The organism is Selenomonas sp. oral taxon 149 str. 67H29BP (assembly GCF_000146365.1).
GTDB lineage: Bacteria > Bacillota > Negativicutes > Selenomonadales > Selenomonadaceae > Centipeda > Centipeda felix.
The window spans coordinates 2,076,499-2,097,002 of the sequence record NZ_GL397087.1; the positions used below are offsets into that span (position 1 = coordinate 2,076,499).

General features: G+C 55.0%; 11 protein-coding genes. 8 read left to right on the forward strand and 3 right to left on the reverse strand.

Going from position 1 to position 20,504, the window contains the following annotated elements; translation table 11 throughout:
* Positions 1-248 precede the first annotated feature (248 nt).
* The 7 genes from HMPREF9166_RS09760 (at position 249) to HMPREF9166_RS09790 (ending at position 17,550) form a co-directional block, all read left to right on the forward strand.
* Positions 249-1,778, forward strand: a complete 1,530-nt coding sequence (locus HMPREF9166_RS09760) for an acyl-CoA carboxylase subunit beta (RefSeq protein ID WP_009753858.1) — start codon at positions 249-251, stop codon at positions 1,776-1,778.
* Positions 1,779-1,796: 18 nt separating this feature from the next.
* The gene (locus HMPREF9166_RS12755; protein ID WP_006690222.1) at positions 1,797-1,934 is read left to right on the forward strand and encodes a hypothetical protein; all 138 of its coding nucleotides are present in this window, start codon (positions 1,797-1,799) and stop codon (positions 1,932-1,934) included.
* 53 nt (positions 1,935-1,987) lie between these two features.
* Positions 1,988-2,374, forward strand: a complete 387-nt coding sequence (locus HMPREF9166_RS09770; protein WP_039981347.1) for a biotin/lipoyl-containing protein — start codon at positions 1,988-1,990, stop codon at positions 2,372-2,374.
* 121 nt (positions 2,375-2,495) lie between these two features.
* On the forward strand, positions 2,496-3,377 hold the full coding sequence (locus HMPREF9166_RS09775) for an Rpn family recombination-promoting nuclease/putative transposase (RefSeq protein WP_009753860.1): 882 nt from the start codon (positions 2,496-2,498) through the stop codon (positions 3,375-3,377).
* Between the two features lie 203 nt (positions 3,378-3,580).
* Positions 3,581-4,963: a flagellin gene (locus HMPREF9166_RS09780; protein ID WP_009753861.1), complete on the forward strand. Its 1,383-nt coding sequence runs from the start codon at positions 3,581-3,583 to the stop codon at positions 4,961-4,963.
* A gap of 127 nt (positions 4,964-5,090) precedes the next feature.
* Positions 5,091-5,921 (forward strand): PD-(D/E)XK nuclease family transposase, encoded by an 831-nt coding sequence (locus HMPREF9166_RS09785; protein WP_039981349.1) that lies wholly within the window; start codon positions 5,091-5,093, stop codon positions 5,919-5,921.
* A gap of 151 nt (positions 5,922-6,072) precedes the next feature.
* A complete protein-coding gene (locus HMPREF9166_RS09790; protein ID WP_009753863.1) occupies positions 6,073-17,550 on the forward strand; it encodes a YDG domain-containing protein in 11,478 nt (3,825 codons plus the stop codon).
* Between the two features lie 96 nt (positions 17,551-17,646).
* Here the strand turns inward: HMPREF9166_RS09790 and HMPREF9166_RS09795 are convergent, their stop codons facing one another.
* From HMPREF9166_RS09795 to HMPREF9166_RS13175, 3 genes are all read right to left on the reverse strand, one after another.
* Positions 17,647-18,123 (reverse strand): low molecular weight protein-tyrosine-phosphatase, encoded by a 477-nt coding sequence (locus tag HMPREF9166_RS09795; RefSeq protein ID WP_009753864.1) that lies wholly within the window; start codon positions 18,121-18,123, stop codon positions 17,647-17,649.
* Positions 18,120-18,308 carry a hypothetical protein gene (locus tag HMPREF9166_RS09800; protein ID WP_039981351.1) on the reverse strand — a complete coding sequence of 63 codons (189 nt, stop codon included), beginning with the start codon at positions 18,306-18,308 and terminating at the stop codon, positions 18,120-18,122. Before HMPREF9166_RS09800 ends, HMPREF9166_RS09795 begins: the two co-directional genes overlap by 4 nt.
* Before the next feature lie 120 nt (positions 18,309-18,428).
* Positions 18,429-18,554: a secretion protein HlyD gene (locus HMPREF9166_RS13175; protein WP_071586108.1), complete on the reverse strand. Its 126-nt coding sequence runs from the start codon at positions 18,552-18,554 to the stop codon at positions 18,429-18,431.
* A 245-nt stretch (positions 18,555-18,799) separates the two neighbouring features.
* On the opposite strand from HMPREF9166_RS13175, the gene HMPREF9166_RS09805 reads away from it, so the two are divergent.
* Positions 18,800-20,464: a ShlB/FhaC/HecB family hemolysin secretion/activation protein gene (locus HMPREF9166_RS09805; RefSeq protein ID WP_009753866.1), complete on the forward strand. Its 1,665-nt coding sequence runs from the start codon at positions 18,800-18,802 to the stop codon at positions 20,462-20,464.
* Positions 20,465-20,504 lie beyond the last annotated feature (40 nt).

A 20,504-nucleotide genomic window follows, 5' to 3' on the forward strand; every position in this document is an offset into this window, starting at 1 on the left:
TGTGAGACAAGTGCGGTGCATTCCCCAAAGCGAACCTTAGTGAAGCAAGCGAGTAAAGCGTGCGTTTCGCCCCCTGCGGACTTCTGCCGTTCAAGCGCAGCGCGTTTAAGAAGCCCGCAGGTATTTAGGCGAATAAGCGCGCGATCACTTGCGCAACGAAGCGTTCGCGTGGGAATGCGCCATCAAGATTCACATTTATGGAACGAATCGAAAATCCGAGGATTTGACAGAGATACAGGAGGGATAGAATGTCCACAGTCCAGGAAAAAATTGAGCTGATGCTGGCGAAAAAAGAGCATCTCATGCAGGGCGGTGGTGAAAAGAGCATCGCAAAGCAGCACAGCAAGGGCAAACTCACCGCACGTGAGCGCCTGAACCTGCTGTTCGATGAGGACACCTTCGTCGAGCTCGACATGTTCGTGCGCCATCGCTGCACCAATTTTGGACAGGAGAAAAAGGAACTGCCCGGCGAGGGCGTTGTGACGGGCTACGGCACGATTGACGGACGTCTCGTCTACGCATTTGCACAGGACTTCACGGTCGAGGGCGGCTCGCTCGGCGAAAAGCACGCACATAAGATCTGGAAGGTCATGGACCTCGCCATGAAGATGGGCGCACCCTGCATCGGCATTAACGATTCGGGCGGCGCACGCATCCAGGAGGCGGTCGATGCGCTCTCGGGCTACGGCGGCATCTTCTACCGCAACACGAAGGCATCGGGCGTCATCCCGCAGATCTCCGTCATCATGGGACCCTGCGCGGGCGGCGCGGTCTACAGCCCGGCGCTCACGGACTTCATCTTCATGGTGAAGAACACGAGCCAGATGTTCATCACCGGACCTGCCGTCATCAAATCCGTCACAGCGGAGGAGGTCACGGCGGAGGAGCTCGGCGGTGCGATGACGCACAACTCCCGCTCCGGCGTCGCACACTTTGCGGCGGAGAACGATGAGGACTGCATCGAGCAGATCCGCTACCTGCTCTCCTTCCTCCCAAGCAACAACATGGAGGAAACGCCGCGCGTGGAGACGGGCGACGATCCGAATCGTCAGGATGAGAGCCTCAACACGGTCGTGCCGGACAACCCGAACGCACCGTACGACATGAAGGATGTCATCCGCAGCCTCGTCGACAACGGCGAGTTCTACGAGGTACATCAGCACTTCGCAACGAACATCATCTGCTGCTTCGCGCGCTTTGACGGACGTACCGTCGGCATCATTGCGAACGAGCCGAACGTCATGGCAGGCTGCCTCGATGTCGACGCGTCGAACAAGTCCTCGCGCTTCATCCGCTTCTGCGATGCGTTCAACATCCCGCTCGTCAACCTCGTCGACGTACCGGGCTTCCTGCCGGGCGTCGATCAGGAGTACAGCGGCATCATCCGCCACGGCGCGAAGATGCTCTACGCATACAGCGAAGCAACCGTACCCAAGATCACGGTCATCACGCGCAAGGCGTACGGCGGTTCCTACATCGCCATGTGCAACCGCGAGCTGGGTGCCGATCAGGTCATGGCATGGCCGACCTCTGAGATCGCCGTCATGGGACCTGCGGGTGCGGCAAACATCATCTTCCGCAAGGATCCCGACAAGGAGGCACGTACGGCAGAGTACATCGAGGAGTTCGCAACCCCGTACAAGGCGGCAGAGCGCGGCTACATCGACATGGTCATCACGCCGAGCGAGACGCGCCCCTACATCATCACGGCACTCAACGCTCTTTCGAGCAAGCGTGAGGACAACCCCGCGAAGAAGCACGGGAACATTCCGCTTTGATTCAGCAGGAGGGATAGAATGGCTGCAAACAATGTGGCGCCCGAAGTCATCGCCGCCATTACCGCCGCCGTCCAGGCGACGACGGGCAACAAAGTCGTTGCTGTAAGCGTCAAACCCGCCGAGGTCTGGACGCTTGCCAACCGCAGCAGACGCTGAGCGTCCTGCGAGATAAAAATCTGTCATCAATTTTAATGTTGGAGGAATCACACATGAAAAAGTTCAACATCACGGTCAACGGCACTGCTTACGAAGTCGAGGTTGAGGAAGTGCGCGCAGCAGCAGCTGCTGCCCCTGCTGCACCGAAGGCCGCCGCTCCGGCAGCTGCGCCGAAGGCTGCTGCTCCGGCTGCTCCCGCTGCTGCACCGAAGGCTGCTGCCGCCGGTGAGCGCTCGGTGGATGCACCGATGCCGGGCAAGATTGTTGAGGTCAAAGTCTCGGTCGGTCAGACGGTCAAGGCAGGCGACACGCTCCTCATCCTTGAGGCGATGAAGATGCAGAACGAGATCGCTGCGGATGCAGACGGCACGGTCAAGGCGATCAACGTCACGGCAGGCCAGTCCGTCAAGGTACGCGACTCGCTCGTGATCCTCGGCTAAGCTCTTTTATCAAAAACATTGGGAGTCCCGCAAGGGGCTCCTTTTTTGATGCTTATGTTGACCGGAGGGAAGGGATTATCTATAATGAGAGCAGAAGATACAAAATGAAAGGAGGGGGCACATGGAAAAGGAATGGGAACGTGAGGCACTGGAAGCATGGAACAAGCTTTCCATTCGGGATAATTTTATCTTTCAGCGCGTCATGCAGAACGAGAAGCTCTGTAAATGGCTGTTGGAGCGCATTTTGAATGTAAGGATTCGCGATATCCACTATCCTGATACGGAGAAAAGTATCGATCTGCGTCTTGATAGCAAGGCCGTGCGTCTCGACGTCTACATTGAAGATGACGCGGGAACCGTCTATAACATTGAGATGCAGACTACAAAGGGGCGGGATGGAGAACTGCCGCGACGGACACGTTACTATCAGGGCATGATCGATATGGATCTCCTCGACAAAGGCGTCTATTACGATGATTTGCGTCAGACATATATCATATTTATCTGCACCTTTGATCTCTTTGGCCGGGACGAGCGAATCTATACGTTTCGTCATCGGTGTATAGAGCTGCCTGAACTCGAACTTGGAGACGGCGCAACGAAGATCTTTTTGAACGCAAAAGGGCTGAGAGGAAGAGTGGACAGAGATCTGGAGGACTTCCTGAAATTCGTTGATGGACAGAAGGCACAGAGCGAACTCGTACAGGAAATAGAGCAGGAAGTTGAGCGTGTCAAACGACAGGACGAAATGAGGCGGGAATACATGACACTCTATATGGAATACCAGAAACAACACCGTGCTGGCATCGAAGAGGGAATGCGGCGCGGGCGAGCCGAGGGGCGAGCTGAGGGGCGAGCTGAGGGGCGTCAGGCTGGCACGCTTCATACCGCATTGCGCTTTATGCGGGCAGGCACACCACTCCATACAGCAGCTCAGATCGCAGAGGTGCCGGAGGATGAACTGCGCGCGTTTGCCCAGGAAAACGGCATGGTTTTCTCCTGATGATCAGGACAAAATCAGATGAGTCGCGTGATGTCCTGTGTATCGTGTCGTACGGAAGAAAGAATGAAAATAAAATAATAGCACATTCTTAAGTTGTCCCTTCCTTTCGTCGATAAAAATATTAGGACGGTGGATTCCGTCTATTTATGCAATCATAGAATGGCATGGACGAACCATAGATAACAGTCAGGGAGGCAGTCTTTATGGCGATGGTGGTCAAAAACAATATGTCGGCGGTGAATACGCTCAACACGTTGAACAAGAATCAGAGCGCGCTGTCACAGAGCCTGCAAAAGGTCTCTTCGGGCATGAAGATCAACAGTGCCGGCGACGACGCCTCGGGGATGGCGATCTCCGAGCGGATGCGCGTGCAGGTGCGCTCCCTCGATCAGGATGATAAGAATACAAAGAACGGTGCAGCACTTCTGCGTACGGCAGAGGGCGCTGTGCAGTCCACCATCGAGGTTCTCAAGACCCTGAAGGAAAAGGCGATCAACGCTGCGAACGATACGAATACGGACGAGGACCGCAGACTCATCCAGAAAGAGGTCGATAAGCTGATCGACCAGATCGATGAGAATGCCTTGACGACGTACAATGGGAAGTATCTGATTGATGGTTCGAAGAATGGCTTAGTTCGTGGGGAAGCCGGATTAGGAACGCAAACAAGTTTCACAAATATGAGTCTGGCAACCGATACGAATGGTCTAACTCAATTAGCGCGTCTCAAACGACGAGATGGAAATGCTGTAGGCATTGATCCAAGTGATACTCTTACAGCCTCTTGGGTAAAAAATGGTGTTACCTATACAGGTACCCTTTCTCCAATCGGTACGGGTACAATCACAAATATGATCGGTCTTATTACGTCTCAGCATGCATCTTTTCATAGTACTGGTCCAGATGTTGGCGTAGATGAATACGGACGAACGGTATATACGCCGGATAACCAGAATGCACTCACCATTCGAGCGTTTGGTGAAGGGGTCGATGGACAGGTTACGGCAATCACCTTTTCTGTCACCGACAAGGCAGGAAAAATGCGCAATGAGGTTAATGCGGTTCTTGATGCCTTTAAGGAGACCGTACGCGCACAGAATCCTTCCCCAGATAACTCACTCGTTCTACAGACGGGAACGCGTGCGAATCAGGCAGTTAAAATTGGCTTCACTGATATGCGCTCAGCGGCTCTTGGTCTGCAGTCCTCGGACGGAAGAGGATGGAATCACGTTGTTCCCACAGTTACACCACCGGTTACAATAGATGTTGTTGGAGGCGGACCAAAGGTACAGGTCACGACAAAGGAAGCGGCAAATGCTGCGATTAATGTCTTTGAAAACGCGCTGATTCGCGCAACTGATCAGGCGGTCGCAATTGGTGCGGTACAGAACCGTCTCAAATATACGAGCAACAACCTCGTCGTTGCCTCGGAGAACGTGCAGGCGTCAGAGTCAACCATTCGCGATGCGGATATGGCGAAGGAAATGACGGCGTACACGAAGAACAACGTCCTCACGCAGGCGGCACAGGCGATGCTTGCGCAGGCAAACCAGAACTCGAGCACAGTGCTCAGCTTGTTAAAGTAAAATATCATGGGCTTGTGTCCACTACCGCTGAGGCGGTTCGCCTCCCCCGCAACAGCGGGGGAGGCTTTTCTCTTTCGATCTTGCACGCAGGAATAGAATCGGCTAAAATAGTCATAGGGGCGATTTGATGGCACGAGATTTGGATGAAGCACGACGCATGCGCTATCAAGAAGTGATTCAGAGTTTTACACTTCTTGATGATGTCTTTATGACCGCAGTCTTTCAAGACAGTCTCCCGTGCGTAGATTTGGTCTTGCAGATTATTCTCGATCAGCCCAATCTTCGTGCAGAGCGTGTTATTACGCAGGATACGGTGAAGAATCTACGCGGGCATGATGTACGGCTCGATGTGCACGCATTTGCTGACGGACGTGAGTTTAACATCGAAATCCAACGTGCAAAGAGCGGGGCAGATCCACGCAGAGCACGCTATCACAGCAGTATCATGGATGCGAATGCACTGCCGGCAGGGGTGGACTATGAGAAACTGCCTGAGTCGTATGTTATATTTATCACGGAGACCGATGTCCTTGGCTTCGGACAACCTCTCTACGTGATTCGTCGTATGATAGAGGGATACAGTAATGTGTTTGACGACGGCTCGCACATTATCTATGTAAATAGTGCGATGACAGACACATCGACACCATTGGGGCGGTTGATGCACGACTTTCGCTGCGCCCAGCCGGAGAAGATGTACTACGATGTTCTTGCACAGCGGACGAGAGCATTCAAGCAGAACGAGGAAGGAGTGAGCCACGTGAGTGCGTTATGGGAACAGCTGCTGAAGGAAGAATATGAGCAGGGCAGAGAAGCGGGGATCGAAAAAGGGATCGAGCAGGAACGTCTATCTTCGATACGCGCCGTGATGACTACTTGCAAACTCACAGCGGAAAAGGCGATGGATATGCTTGCTATTCCAAAGATCAACCAGGAACGCTACAAGGCGATGCTTTGATGAGCACATAACAGATCAATCCCGTCGAATGGTCCTAGGACGATTCGACGGGATTTCTTGTCTTCTTCACGCATCTATGCTATTATAAAATGAGCTATAACTTTCGATAAATATAGATGAGAAATATCGCATCAGATGGGAGATCGGAATCATGGGAAAGTATCGGACACGGGAATTGACACAGCGTGTGCGCTATGCAATCATCGCCGGTATGGCGGGCGCTTTTTTGATTCCGCAGGTCGGCTTTGCCGCGCCGACGGGTGGGAGCGTTGTTAGTAAGAATACTGATAATACGGTAAATGCCACGATTACGCAGGTTGGAAATGATACGAATATCGTTTCGGTTGGCTCAAATCCTAACAAGGTGATCGAGTGGCGGGATTACTCTATCGCAAGCGGAGAACGTGTGCGCTATGACTATGACGTAAACACAAATAATGTCACGCAGACCAACAACTATCTGAATATCGTCACGGGCGCGAACACCTCGAATATCAATGGTAAGATCGAGGGCGGAAAGAACGTCTACATCGTCAATCCGAACGGCGTAATCTTCGGCAAGACAGCATCCGTGAACGTAGGGAATCTCTACGTCTCCACGCAGGATACCAGTACGGTAAACACTGATGCAGATATGGCGAACAACGTATCACCCCTCAGTGCGAGTGCCGCCGGTCTTTCCGATGTCGTCAATATGGGCAAGATCACGGCGAATACCGTCGAGGTGCACGGCAAGAACATCCGCTTCCTCAATGCGGCAAATGTGCATACAACGAATCCCGTTGTGCTCCATACGGATACAGCAAACGGCGGCTATGCCCATATCGGTTATCGAGGCACTGTGCCGACGAACTATAAGGTCAATCCAACGACTGGCAATCCGGCGGGGGTCAGCCCAGAATATTATCAGCTTGTCGCTAATAAAACAGAGTTCCAGAATATCAAGAATGGTCTCACAAAGAATTATATGCTCGAGAACGATATTGATTTCTTGGGTGGATCAATAACCCCCATTGCCGGTTCAGGGACAACACCCTTTACGGGAAAGTTCGATGGGAATTTCTTTAAGCTGCAAAACTTTACGATTACGGGCGGGACATATACTGCTCCATTTGGCCAGGTCAGTGGATCTCGTATTGAGAACGTTGGTGTTACAGGAGCGATGGTCACCGGCGATAAAACTGGAAACCAAGATCGATGGGCGGGCGGTCTTATTGGATACGCGAGCGGAACAGAAATAAAAAATGTCTATATAAAAGATAGCCAAGTAGATGGCGAAGCAGGTAAACATGGCGGTATCGTCGGGCAGACAATGGCAAACACGACGCTTGACGGTGTTTATAGTAAAGCCCGCATCGGTGAAGGCGGCGCTGTTATAGGAACGTCTGGATTAGGGACTGTAATAAGTAATACCTATAGCGATGCGCGCAAGATTGCCGGAACGATAGGGACAGAACTGGTTTATTTCATAGATCCGTCTAATGGAACGACAGTTAGAAATAGCTATGTGACTGGTACTAATCCTAGACTTGCAACGAATCAATCAGGGCTGAACCAAAGTATAGCGACGAATACATATTTAGTTGATACTTCTACGGGATTGGTAACTAAATTCAAAGAGGCAGGCACAATCCCTGTCAGACATACGACCGCAGCGAGTTCTTATGACGGCTTTGATATCAACAACACAGGTGCGCCCGGTGCGACGTGGCGTATCTACGAGGGACGTACCACGCCGATGCTGACGGCATTTATGAGTGGGACAGCGACGGCGACGTACAACTATCGCTATTTCAAGCCGGACGGAACCCCCAAGGACGGTACGGGCAACACGGTCAAGAGTAATGATGGCAAGGATATCACGGCGGAGTACAACAGCTACTATATGAAGGTTGTGGACGGCTCTACGTCGAATCCGACCACCGCAGGGACAAAGGCGAATGTCAGCTTTGGTGCGGGTGCGGATACGAGCCGTGTCAGTGACTACGTCAACAGCAGTACGAAGGACTACGACCGCACGAACGGCATCCGCAACGCGGGGACGAAGGCGATCCTCTGGTCAGATCAGGATGGCCCGAACCTGCGCGGCGTCAATGTTACAATCACGCCGCGAGATGTCCGTCTTGACAGCGGCACTATCAAACCGAAACGCATGTATAACGGCAAGAGCGACGTGACCAAGGCATTTCGTGATGCACTCACGAGCGGCAGTATCACCTCTTCGGGATTTACCCAAGAGGATCGTGATGCGGGCACGGTTCAGCTTGATTTTAATAAACCGGGAAAAATTTTCAAGGCCCGTATGGTTGATTCTGACGGAAATGATACCAGAAATGTCGGCACGCACAATGTTAAGTTCTCGGGGGAAATTGGATTCACCGGCACCGACAAGGACAACTATACGTTTGACGGCAGCTCCCTCAGCAACTTGACGGGCACGGCTACCATTACCAAGGCACCGCTCTATCTCACGATCCAAAAGAAGACGGCAGACGACAAAATCTATGACGGCACATCCGTCGTGAAAGACAGCGCGATGTTCCAGACCAGCGGCTCTGAGAATATCAAACTGGATAAAACGAAGACAGGTCTGACCCTCGCACAGATCAACGCAGGTACGCCGACGATGCCCGACGGCGCGATCATGACGGGCGACGATGATACCACGCGGGATAACGTTGCACTCACGAATGTAGGTGGTCCGAAGTATACGGACGAAGCAGGTGTGGAGCAGCTCCATGCGGGTCCCCACAAGCTCCAGTACACGAATGTCGGGCTTACGGGCAATGACGCGGGCAACTATGAGCTGTACTATACCCCTGCAAGTGGGACGAAGACAGCGGTCACGGGCGGCAACGTGTACCTCGATGGCAAGATCATCCCACGCCAGATCCTCAGGGACGACTTCAACGTCTATGATAAGACGACCCATGCAAAGGTCGATGCGAAAAAGGTATACGACGGCAGCGACGAGTATACGCCGACCTCCAATGTCTATCTATCCTCGAATGCCGTGACCGGCGGCACGACGGGGCTGGTTGAACGCGACCGCAGCCATATCACATTTGCGCTCACAGGCGGCAAGGGACGTTTTGCGCAGAACGACGGCACCACCTACAGCAAGAACGTGCGGGATGTCGAAAAGCTCGCCTATGAGGTGACGGGGCATACGGATGACGCGACCAACTACCGTCTCTCCGACTACTACATCATGGACGGTATGACCAAGAAGGATCTGGGCAGTACGTTCCGTGCAACGGGCGCGGGCAAGATCACGCCAAAGGCTCTCACGGCGACTGTTGTGAATCAGCATATCACGAAGGTCTACGACGCGATGGACGATCAGACCGACGGCAATCGCAATATTACGAGGGGCGATACGCTCGTCACTTTGGATGGATTTGTCACGGTCAATGGTGTGAAGGAATCGCGCACGAATACCTCGACGGCGAAATATGCGACGAAAAACGTTGTGCTCGACGGCAGCGACAATCCGACAACGCAGAGTGTCACCTACACGGCATCCTTTGACGCGGGGACGGGCGTGGAGGCGGATAACTATACCCTCGGCACAGAGGGCGTAACGCCGATCGCGACCACAAAGACGCTCACGGGCGGCTATACGGGCACGATCATGCCGCGAGGTGTCACCGTGAAGTTTGCCAATGCGACGAAGATCTACGACGGCACGGCAGCGAATACGCAGATCACGGCGAGCGATCTCGACGATGGACTGAACAAGGCAGTTTTGAATGCGGACAGTCTCGGTGTCACCAATCTGAATACGACGGGGGTGACCAGCCGCTACGGTGACAACAAGACGGCGATGACATTCGCCGAGAACCGCAATGCAGGCAGCCGCACCGTGGAGTACGCGGGTCTGACGAACGCGCTCGGCACGAACTACAAGCTCGATGCGAAGCAGTACGGCGACGGTACGATCACGCGTCGGCGCATTGATCCCTCGGGCTTCAAGGTGCGCAAATCAGACGGCTCGCTCGCCGATGCGACGAAGGTCTATGACGGCACGGACACCTACAACCTCCCGTCCGGTGCATATCTGACGGGATCGTCGGCATCCGGTGATACGGGCATTGTCAGCCACGATTTCGGCAAGGTTGTATTCGAGCTCAAGTCGAATTCGCCGGGGCATTTCACGAAGGATGCGGCGGGTGCAAACCGTACGTCGCACAAGTCTGAGGCGACCTATATCGCCTACGATGTCAAGGCGAAGACACTGGATCCGACGAACAATCCGCTCAGCAACTATACCTTTGGTGTTGCCGGCTCTCCGCGCAACCTTGAGACGGTCACGGATGCGAACCCTGCGCAGGTAACTGCGGGAGGGTCTATTACCCCTGCCTCGCTGCGTGCGGCGACGCAGGAGATCTCAAAGGTCTACGATGGTCTCACCGCGCATACGGACGGCAACCGCAATCCTGTCAAGGGTGATACGGTCGTCAGCTTTACAGGCTGGGTGGTGCATGACGGTACGACGGAGAAGCGTACGAACAGTTCCACTGCAGAGTACGCGACCAAGGATGTCGCGTACGACGGCAGCGGCAACGTTATCAAGAAGTCGGTCACCTATACGGGGCAGCTGACGGGACAGTATGCGGACGACTATCAGATCGTCGATGCGGGGAACCATGTCATCAGTACGGCGAACGGCTCGGGTGCAGCGAAGACCGTGACGATGAATGCACCCATTACGGTCGCCGATGCGGGCAAGATTACGCCGCGCAAGCTGAATATCAAGATGGGCGATGTGTCGAAGACCTATGACGGCACGGCGGGAAACACCTCCGCGACAGTCACGGGGTTTACGGATGATCCCGCAAGCTCTGTGCTCGCGGCTGTTCTCGGCGTGGATAATGTCACGGCATCGCGTCTCACGACAAAATATCAGGGAATGATGTCTGCCTCGCCCGCCACGGCGACAAGCACCTATGGGCGCGGCACGACCTCCTTTACGGCGAATGCGAATGCGAGCAACGGGACGCAGCATGATGTCCAGTATACGAATATGCGTACGGCATTCAACAACGAGTTTGGTGCGAATGCGGGCAACTATACCGTCGACGAGACGGTATACGGCAAGGGCACTATCAACCGCCGCGAGATCACACCGAACAATTTCCAAGTGAAGGATGCCAATGGAAATGTCGCCAATGCGACAAAGGTCTATGACGGCACGACGACATACACGCTGGAAAATGGATGGCATCTCACGCCCGCAGCGGGTCCGGGGACGGGGGTGATTCCTGCGGACTACGGCAAGGTGGTATTCCGCCTCAACGGGGATGCACAGTTTGCGGATAGCTCCGACAACCCGACGGCGAATGTCGCGAATGCGACAAAGGTGCTCTACAATGTCAAGGCGGAGGGCGATGCCGAGAAGATCAAGAACTATACGCTGAATGGCGTGAACCTTGAGAGCGGTGCGGGCAAGGTCTCGGGCGGCGGCTCGATCACGCGCCGCGTGCTCGAACTGGATCTCGTGCAGAACTCCGGCATCGACAAGGTCTATGACGGCACGACCACGCTCAAGAACACGGCGACAAAGAATTGGAATGCGCTGCGGGACAGCGACAGCACGGGAAATGTGCGCTATGCGACAGGGGCAACGGCCAAGGATAAACTTGTCACTACGGACGGGACGAGTTTCAATATCACGTCGAACTATATGGAAAGCGGCTCTGCAGACAAGAATGTCAAGCGCAGTGGCGGCAATATTGTAGACAAGGATATCCTTTATAAGGTCGCGATCAACGGCAACGCGACGAACTACTCCTTTAAGAAGGGCGGCACGGTCACAAACGCAGAGTCAGGACTCGAACTTTCGGCGACAGGAAAGATCACGCCGAAGGATCTTTCGGGTGCGTTCAAAAAGATCACGAAGGTCTATGACGGTACGAAGACTGTCGACCCGACAAAGGTCGGCTTCAAGACGGGCACGGATGGTGTCATCTCGGGCGATACGGTTACGCTCAACTCGCATTCGGAGGCATTCCAGAGTGAGAACGTGAATGGTGACAACACGATGCAGGTGATTGACGGCACCCCACAGAAGAACTGGATCAACTATTTGAACCTCAGTCTTGGCGGCGCACAGGCGGGGAACTATACGATCGCCTCGACGGCGAAGGGGCTCGGCGAGATCACGCCATATGAGCTGAATGATGGTTCGATTACCTTTACCAAACGTCAGGCGGAGAAGGTCTATGACGGGACGCGGGATGTCAAGTGGACGGACGGTTCGAGCACGACCACCGATCAGAAGAAGTATATTACGAGCGCGACGGTGACGGTCGGCTCTGCTCCTGCGGTGGATATCCTCGGCGATCTAAAGCTCGAGGAGGCGAAGTATGATACGAAGGATGTGGACGGCGGTAGCGCGGCCAACCGCGTCACGTACAAGCTGAGCTATACCGGAACGAATGGGAACTTCTCCCTCGGGACGGGTGTCACCTCGTTCACGACGAAGGGCGACGGCGTTATCACGAAGAAGGATGTCACCGCAACGGTCAGGAATCCGCTATCAAAGACCTATGATGCAACAACGGTAGTGAAGAATGCGGCGGGCAATGTCATCACGGGCAGCGCGCTCAATGATCAGGTGTCGCTCTCAGGGTTGACCGGCAACGATGGCGCAACATACACGACGACCGCCGTGTATGCGGACAAGAACGCGGGCACGGGCAAAACCGTGAACTACACGCTCGCGATCGATGGCGCCAATGCTGGCAACTACAATCTGAAATATAACGGCGCGGATAATAACGGCAATTTCTCGACGACGAATAACACAATCACAAAGCGCAAGGTGGATGTTACCTTTGCGCCTGTGTCCAAAAGCTATGACGGTACACCGACGAATACGTCGATCACACCGTCTGTTTCGGCTGCCGATGCGTCGGTGCTCTCACAGGATAATGCTGCCCGTGTCAGCGGCACAACGATCACGGGGTTGACGGGTGTCACGAGTCAGTATGGGACGGGTACGACCGACGGAACGTTCACCCCCGACGCGAATGCGGGAACGAACAAGTCTGTTCAGTATGCAGGCATCGGCACGGCGATGGGCACGGTGTTCGGTGCGAACAACTATGAGTTTGCCACAAACGGCTACGGCAAGGGCACGATCACGAAGGCGAACATCAATACATCGGACATTATCTTTGCCACCACGGGCGCACACAAGGTCTATGATGGCACCAAGACGGTGAAGTACAACGGCTCGGGTGCGTCCGATCAGGTGAAGAACTATATCACGACGGCGACGGCAAATCTCGGCGGTGGGCATACGGCGGATCTGCGCGGCGATCTCGAGATCGATACCGCAGGTACGAAGTATGCGAGCTCCAATGCGGGCACGGGGATCGGTGTCACCTATAAGTTCCGTCTTAACAACAACAACATCGAAATCTCGGGCAGGAATGAGTTTGAGATGACGGATACGGGCAGGATCGACCGCCGTGTGCTGACGCTTGACCTTGCCCAGAAAACGGGCATCGACAAGATCTACGATGCCAATGCGAATCTCGTGGATACGAATACGCGGCACTACGACAAGTTCATTGACGACGATGCAAAGGGCAATGTTACCTATGCATCCGGCACGACGAATGACAACAAGCTGGTACGCACCGCAAACGGCGCTGCGGTCGATGACGGTGCGTCGATGACGATCACGGCGAACTATGCAAATGCGGGTGTCGCGGATAAGAATGCCGGTGTTAACAAGGATATTGCATATAACGTTAGGATTGGTGGGGCGCAGGGGCAGAACTATACCCTTTCATATAACGGCACGACGGCAAATGCCGAAACAGGCCTTGATCTAACGGGTGCATCGGGCACAATCGCAAAGCGTAAAATCACGCTTGGATTTGGCGATGTGTCGAAGCCGTATGATACGACCCCGAACAACAACACGAAGAACATCACCGCGGTGACGGCGGGCAATACCGATGGACGCGGTGCCGCCACGCTTACGGCGGATGGGATCACGAGTGCGTCGTTTGATACGACCGGCATCGTGAGCTATTATGGTGCAGGCACGACGGATGCGGCCTTCCAGCGCAATCCGAACGTTGTGACGGATGCAAACGGAAATGTCATCCCGAACGGTAAGGACGTACAGTACTCGAATCTCGCGAATACGCTTGCGGCACAGCCCTATGCGGCCAACTATGAGATCACAAATACGGCGTATGGCAAGGGCACGATTCGCAAGCGTACGGTCACGGCGAACGACTTTACCTTTAACATCAACAATGCCACGAAGATGTATGACGGCACGCCGGATGTCTACTGGAAAGATACCGTGACGGGCAAGTCCTACAAGGACATGGATCATGTCAAGAACTATTTCAGCACGAGCAAGCTCGATCTCGGCGGGGGCAATCTCGTCGATATCAATCTCAATGACATCCAGCTGAATTCAGCGAAGTACAATGATTATCGTGTTGCGCACGCTGCGGGTGTCGACTATGATGTGACGATCAATACGCAGAATTTCGAGTTCTCGGGCAGCCGGAACCGCATGATCCATCATGCGGGTGACAAGATCGAAAAACGTGACCTTGCGACGAAGCTCCCGCCGCATCTCATCAAGGAGTACGATGGTGAGGATACGTTTACCGAGACAAATGAGATATTTGCCAATGCAATGGCACGCGCAAATCTGACGGGTGTTGTCGACCGTGACAAGAACAAGATCCAGCTGAAGGTTCAGGGGACGTACAGCAGCCCCGATGCCTCGGTGGAGACGCGTGCGGATGCGGAGGCGCGTATACCTGCACAGGCGGGGCGCAATGTACACTATGACCTCACGCTCTCGGGCGATACCGATACGCTCTCGAACTACAAGATCGGCAGCGTTGAGACGCTCGACGCGAATGGCGAGATGAAGGGCAATGGCTCCGGCAAGGCGGATATCTATAAGAAAACGCTGACGGTCAGTGCAGATCCGATCGATAAGGTCTACGACGGCACACGGACAGTTGTTCGCCCCAATGGTTCGACAACGGCACCGCATCCGGCGGCGAATAAGCTGAAACTCAATGGATTTGCGAAGTCGGCAGATCACTTTGACTTCGACCAGACGGCGGCGGATAAGATTGACGGGCTTTACTCCGATCCGAACGTCAGCCGTGCGGCGGACGGCACGATCCTCGACAAGGATATCGCGTACAGCGGTGTGAAGGCGGCATTTAAGAACTACGCCGACAACCATGCGGGCAGCGCGGCGAGAAACTATCGCGTGGACAGCGACACGGTGTCGGGCAAGGGCAAGATCACACCGCGTACGATCACGCCGAATGATATTGCAAACGGTCTGACGCTCGCAGATGCCACAAAGGTCTATGACGGCACGCGTGCGGTTAAGCATGGTGGTCTGAACACGCCGGACGCGCTCAGGAACTATCTGACGAGTGCGACGGTGAACATCAATGGTACGCCGATTGACATCAAGAACGAGCTCACGATCCGCGCCGACGAGGCATCAACCCACTACGATACCGCAAACGTGGCGGGCGGTGCACAGCCGCGTGTGACGTACACGCTGAACTATACGGGGCACAATTTCGATATTGCGGATCCGATCACAAAGACGGCGAACGGCGTCATCACGAAGCGGCAGGTCACGGCGTATGCGCCGGGGCAGCTGACGAAGGAGTATGACGGGACGACCAAGGTCTATGACAGCGGCGACCCGACGATCAAGACGTACTATCGTGGAAATCAGGTTACGTCGGGTGCGGACATCGTGCAGCTGGAGGAAGAGAACGGCGATCGCGGGCTTCTCACGAATGACGGCGTGCAGAATATCTCGACGGCGACATTTGAGGATAAGAAGGCGGGACGCAACAAGAAAGTCAACTATAATATTGCTGTCGATGCTGCGCACGCGGGCAACTATGAACTCGTCGACCAGCGCGGAAATGTGATCTCACAGACCTCGACGAACAACAATACGATCACGCCGCGCCGCCTCGATATCACGTTCGGTGATGTGTCGCGCGAGTATAATGGGACAAGCACGAACACGGATGTGACTGCGCTCGTGAAGGATTCGGATGCGCGCGCGACATTGCGCCGCGATGGTGTGAATCCCAGCGGCGAACAGCTGATCTTGCGTGATGCGGCAAATAACGACATTACCTTGCCGAGCGACTACGGCTACGGCAGAACCGACAGTGCCTTTACGAAAAACGCCGACGCAAATCAGACCGGCGAGCCGCCGAAGGATGTGCAGTACCGCAAGCTGGGTGATGCGATGCGTACACTGCTCGGCAATGATGCGGGCAACTATGACTTCGATGAAACGGGCTATGGCAAGGGCCGGATTACGAAGGCAAGCGTGCGCGAGAGCGATTTCCGCATGAAGTTCAAGGATGCGGTAAAGGAGTACGATGGCACGAATGCCGTAAACGACGCACGGTCGCGCCTCGATCGATCGGATAGCCGTATGCGCCTGCCCCGCGCGGAGGGATGGAAGCCCTTCGCCCTGCAGGACAAGGATATCGCGGACATTAAGGGGACGTATCAGCCGACGGGTGGAAAACGCAGCAAGGATGCGAGCGAGAACAGCCGCGGTGTGCAGTACGAGGTGCAGCTGAGCAAGCAGAACTTCGATTTTGAGAACGGTTGGGACGGAAAAATCCGTGGCGATGGCGCGGGCAAGATCAACCGCCGAGCGATCACGGCGGAGACACTGCCGTACCTGACGAAGGAGTATGACGGCACGCGCGGCATTGTGAATGCGGCGCGGGATGCCGACGGCAATCTCATCACGCAGAGCGGCGACGGACTCATGCGATTCCGTCATGCCAATGATGCGGCGAAGCGTGCCCTCATCACGGGCGATGATGTGTCGAATGCGACCACAGCAACGTATGACACCGAGAATGTTGCATGGAAGGACGGTGTCTGGAACCAAGGGAACGGCACGACTGCTGATGTCGGTGTTGCCTATGCACTTGGCCTCTCGGGAGCGGATGCCGCGAACTATAAGATCGTGGACAGCAAGGGCGATGAGGTGACAAATGCCAAGGGGCTAGGCAAGATCAGGCCGAAGGAGATCGTGCTGAAGGCTGACCCGCAGGAACGCTGGATCAATGAGGGACTGCCCACCAGCTACACGGGAACGCCACAGGGAACAAACCTTAGTCATAATGAGGTTCCGGAGATTGTACCGGACGAAAAGCTTCCGGGCACGATTGACTATAGTTCGCCGAATGCGCGTCTGCGCGTCGGACACTATGCCGTGAACGGTACGTACCATGCGCCGAACGATGCAAAAGACGGCGACGCGGTGTCGCGGAACTATCGCTTCATCCAAGATCCTGCAAATGACACTGCACTCTACATCGGTCCATACATTCCCGACTATGAGTACTACAAGGCGATGACGCAGGTAAGCAAGATGACGCCGGACGAGTACGCCTACGAAAATGCATCGCTCGACCGCACGAATCACTACAGCCGCAAGCCAACGGCACAGGTTGATCCCGTTCCGCCCTCCGTCAATGTGATGAGGGATGGAAAGGATATCACGCGGAGCGATATCAACGTCCTTGACGATACGGTCTACACCATCGTTGACGAGGTATTCGGCTGAGATTTACAAAACACAAAATAAAGAGCGCCCCATTGACGATACTGTGTCGATGGGGCGCCCTTTTGCTAGGGAATCGCTGATAAAATCAGGTGTTTATCAGGACTTCCCTAGTTCCGCGAGCAGTGCGCGGCATCCTGCATCCACGTCGCGGTAGGTCACGTCAAAGTTCCCTGTGTACCACGGGTCGGCGACGTCACGGTTTTCGCCAATGTAGGAGAGGAGGCGGTGTACCTTGCCTTTGGGATCGCCGCCCGTGAGGCGGGCGAGGTCGCGCATGTTCTCCTCGTCCATTCCGATGATGATGTCGTATGTGTCGTAGTCGGCGCGTGTCATGAGCGCCGCACTGCGTTTCTCGTATGGGATGGTGTGTGCGTCCAGCACGGCACGCGTGCCATGGTGGGTGTCGCTGCCGATTTCATCCGTATGGAGCGCCTTGGATGCGACACGGATGTGATTCGCCAGTCCCGCTTCGCGAACGAGATGTTTCATCACGAACTCCGCCATCGGCGAGCGGCAGATGTTGCCGTGGCAGACGAATAGAATATTTACTTTGTCTTTCGTTTTTTGTGTCATGCAGATTTTCCTCGTGCCAGTGACTCAACCTCGTGTAGGGGAATATCCAGCAGATCAGCGATCTCTGCTGTTGATTTTCCTTTGGACAGCATGCGTAGGATATTATGCCGACGCTCCTCCGTGCGCCCTTTACTAAGTCCCTCCTGACGACCTCTTGCCATCAGTTCTTCCATGATTTCACACACAGAGCTTACCCCCTTTTCCTGTTCTTTGAAAAATGGTGTCCGATCAGCGAGTTCTTTGTAATTCATCTCTGCCGGGTTCGGGCGGAAGATATTCCCATACGTATTATAGCAAATTATGGCTTAAGGAAGCACTGATAAATTCAGCACTACCATCTTGACGCATCTTTTTCGCCCGCACTTCGGCGGAAAATCCTCCACATAGCCTTTGCTATGCGTCCGGTTTTCCTCCTTGTTCGGACAAAAAATCTACGCCAATCTGGCAGACTTCATTTTATCAGCGATTCCTTAATTCCCAAGTTTTACCGTGAACATGTTAAGCTTTCGTATATTATTGACGAATCCTGTATTGAATTGGGACTGCGAAAGTTGAAATGTTTTTATGAAGGTGTTAGAATACAAATGGATTTGTGTGTCTAGTATAATGGCACCTCAGATGAGGAAGAGTGTTCGACAGCATCATGTAGGAGTTGAGTTCGATCGTGCATACTGGAATGTATCATCGCAGATGGAAGAAGGCGCATAGGGGCGCAGCGGCGCTGCTCTGCACGGCGGTGCTCTGTGCGGGAACGGCAGCAGATGCCGCACCGTCGCTTGCACGGCCTGAGGCGGATATTGCAGGTGAGCTGCTGGCGCCGGAGATCGGCGTGGAGGATCGGACGCCGACGTATCAGCAGGATCACTATGATGCGACGTTTACGGTGGAGAACTTCATTCTGGAGGCGCCCGATCTGAATCTAGACAAGGCGCCGCTTGTCACGCTCCTGCAGGAGGGGATGGGCAAGGGCAAGACGATTGCCGATCTGCGCCGTACGGTGGATGCGCTGACGACATACTGCCGTACCCACGGCTATCCCGCTGCGGCGGCGTACCTTCCGCCGCAGGACAGTCCGGACGGGACGGTCGTCCTGCGCATCATCCCGGGACGCTATGATGAGATCACGATTGACAATCGCAGCCGCCTCAAGACGCCCGTGGCACAGCGTATCATTGCGGCGCTGAAGGCGGATGACATCATCACGACGGATAAGCTCGAGACGGCGCTCTACTCGGTGTCGGATGCGACAGGCGCGCGCGCGGTCGGTGTGCTGAGCCCCGGCAGGGAGTTCGGCACGAGCAAGCTGACGGTGCGCATCGAGGACTCGAAGGGGTCCAATACGATTTTCTATGTGGAGAACTACGGCAGCCCCTCGACGGGACGCTACCGCTACGGTCTGCAGGAGACGCTCTACGATCCGTCGGGCACGGGCGACAAGGTGAATGTCGGTGGGCTGATCTCCAATGGGAGTCTGCGCAATTTCTACGCGAACTATGAGACGGTGGTCGGACGCGGCGGCTCGACGCTCGGTGTGGGCATTTCGCGCATGAACTACGAGGTCGGCGGACAGCTCGCAAAGATCGGCGCAGAGGGCAAGTCGACGACGGTGACGATCTTTGGACGCGTGCCGATTTTCCATCAGACGGACCGCAGTCTCGCTCTGCGTTATGGGTACAACTACCGCGATCTGGAGGACGACATTACGGCGTTTGACCTCGAGGGAAAGAAGCATACGCACAGCATCTACGCGGGGCTGGTCGGTTCGCAGCAGTCGGGCGGGCTGAGTCTTGACTACAGCACGAATGTGACGCTTGGCACGTTGAGCTATGATTCGTTCTACAGCACGGTGCTCGGCATGGTCAACAATGTCGACGAGGGGACGTATGCCAAGCTCGAGGCCGACCTGACGGCCGTGCAGAAGATTGGGCACGCGACGGATTTCCTCGTGAAGGTGTCGGGGCAGAAGGCGAGCCGCAATCTCGACAGCTCGGAGGAGTTCTACCTTGGCGGCCCGAATGGCGTGCGTGCCTACGCACAGGGCGAGGGCTCGGGCGATGAGGGCGTGCTCGGCACAGCGGAGCTGCGCTACCATACGCCTGTGCGCGGATTGACGCTCAGCACGTTCTACGATACGGGCGTCGTGCGCGTGAGCAAGAGCCCGGTGGGCGAGGGAGACAACCACGTGTCGCTGCGCGGCTGGGGAATCGGCGCAGCGTACAGCGCACCGGGCGACTGGTTTGCACGTCTCGACTATGCACGGCGCATCGGTTCGGATTCGTCGGTCGCACCGAAGAATAACGCACGCGGCCGCGTCTGGTTCCAGCTGGGCAAGATATGGTAAGCAACGATTGATGCGATGCGCCCCCTCTGCGCGCTTGCTG

Coding starts and splice junctions, on each gene's coding strand:
- HMPREF9166_RS09785 (WP_039981349.1), top strand. CDS start 5,091: ATGGCACGAGATTTGGATGAAGCACGACGCATGCGCTATCAAGAAGTG.
- HMPREF9166_RS12755 (WP_006690222.1), top strand. CDS start 1,797: ATGGCTGCAAACAATGTGGCGCCCGAAGTCATCGCCGCCATTACCGCC.
- HMPREF9166_RS09790 (WP_009753863.1), top strand. CDS start 6,073: ATGGGAAAGTATCGGACACGGGAATTGACACAGCGTGTGCGCTATGCA.
- HMPREF9166_RS09775 (WP_009753860.1), top strand. CDS start 2,496: ATGGAAAAGGAATGGGAACGTGAGGCACTGGAAGCATGGAACAAGCTT.
- HMPREF9166_RS09795 (WP_009753864.1), bottom strand. CDS start 18,123: ATGACACAAAAAACGAAAGACAAAGTAAATATTCTATTCGTCTGCCAC.
- HMPREF9166_RS09760 (WP_009753858.1), top strand. CDS start 249: ATGTCCACAGTCCAGGAAAAAATTGAGCTGATGCTGGCGAAAAAAGAG.
- HMPREF9166_RS09805 (WP_009753866.1), top strand. CDS start 18,800: ATGTATCATCGCAGATGGAAGAAGGCGCATAGGGGCGCAGCGGCGCTG.
- HMPREF9166_RS09770 (WP_039981347.1), top strand. CDS start 1,988: ATGAAAAAGTTCAACATCACGGTCAACGGCACTGCTTACGAAGTCGAG.
- HMPREF9166_RS09780 (WP_009753861.1), top strand. CDS start 3,581: ATGGCGATGGTGGTCAAAAACAATATGTCGGCGGTGAATACGCTCAAC.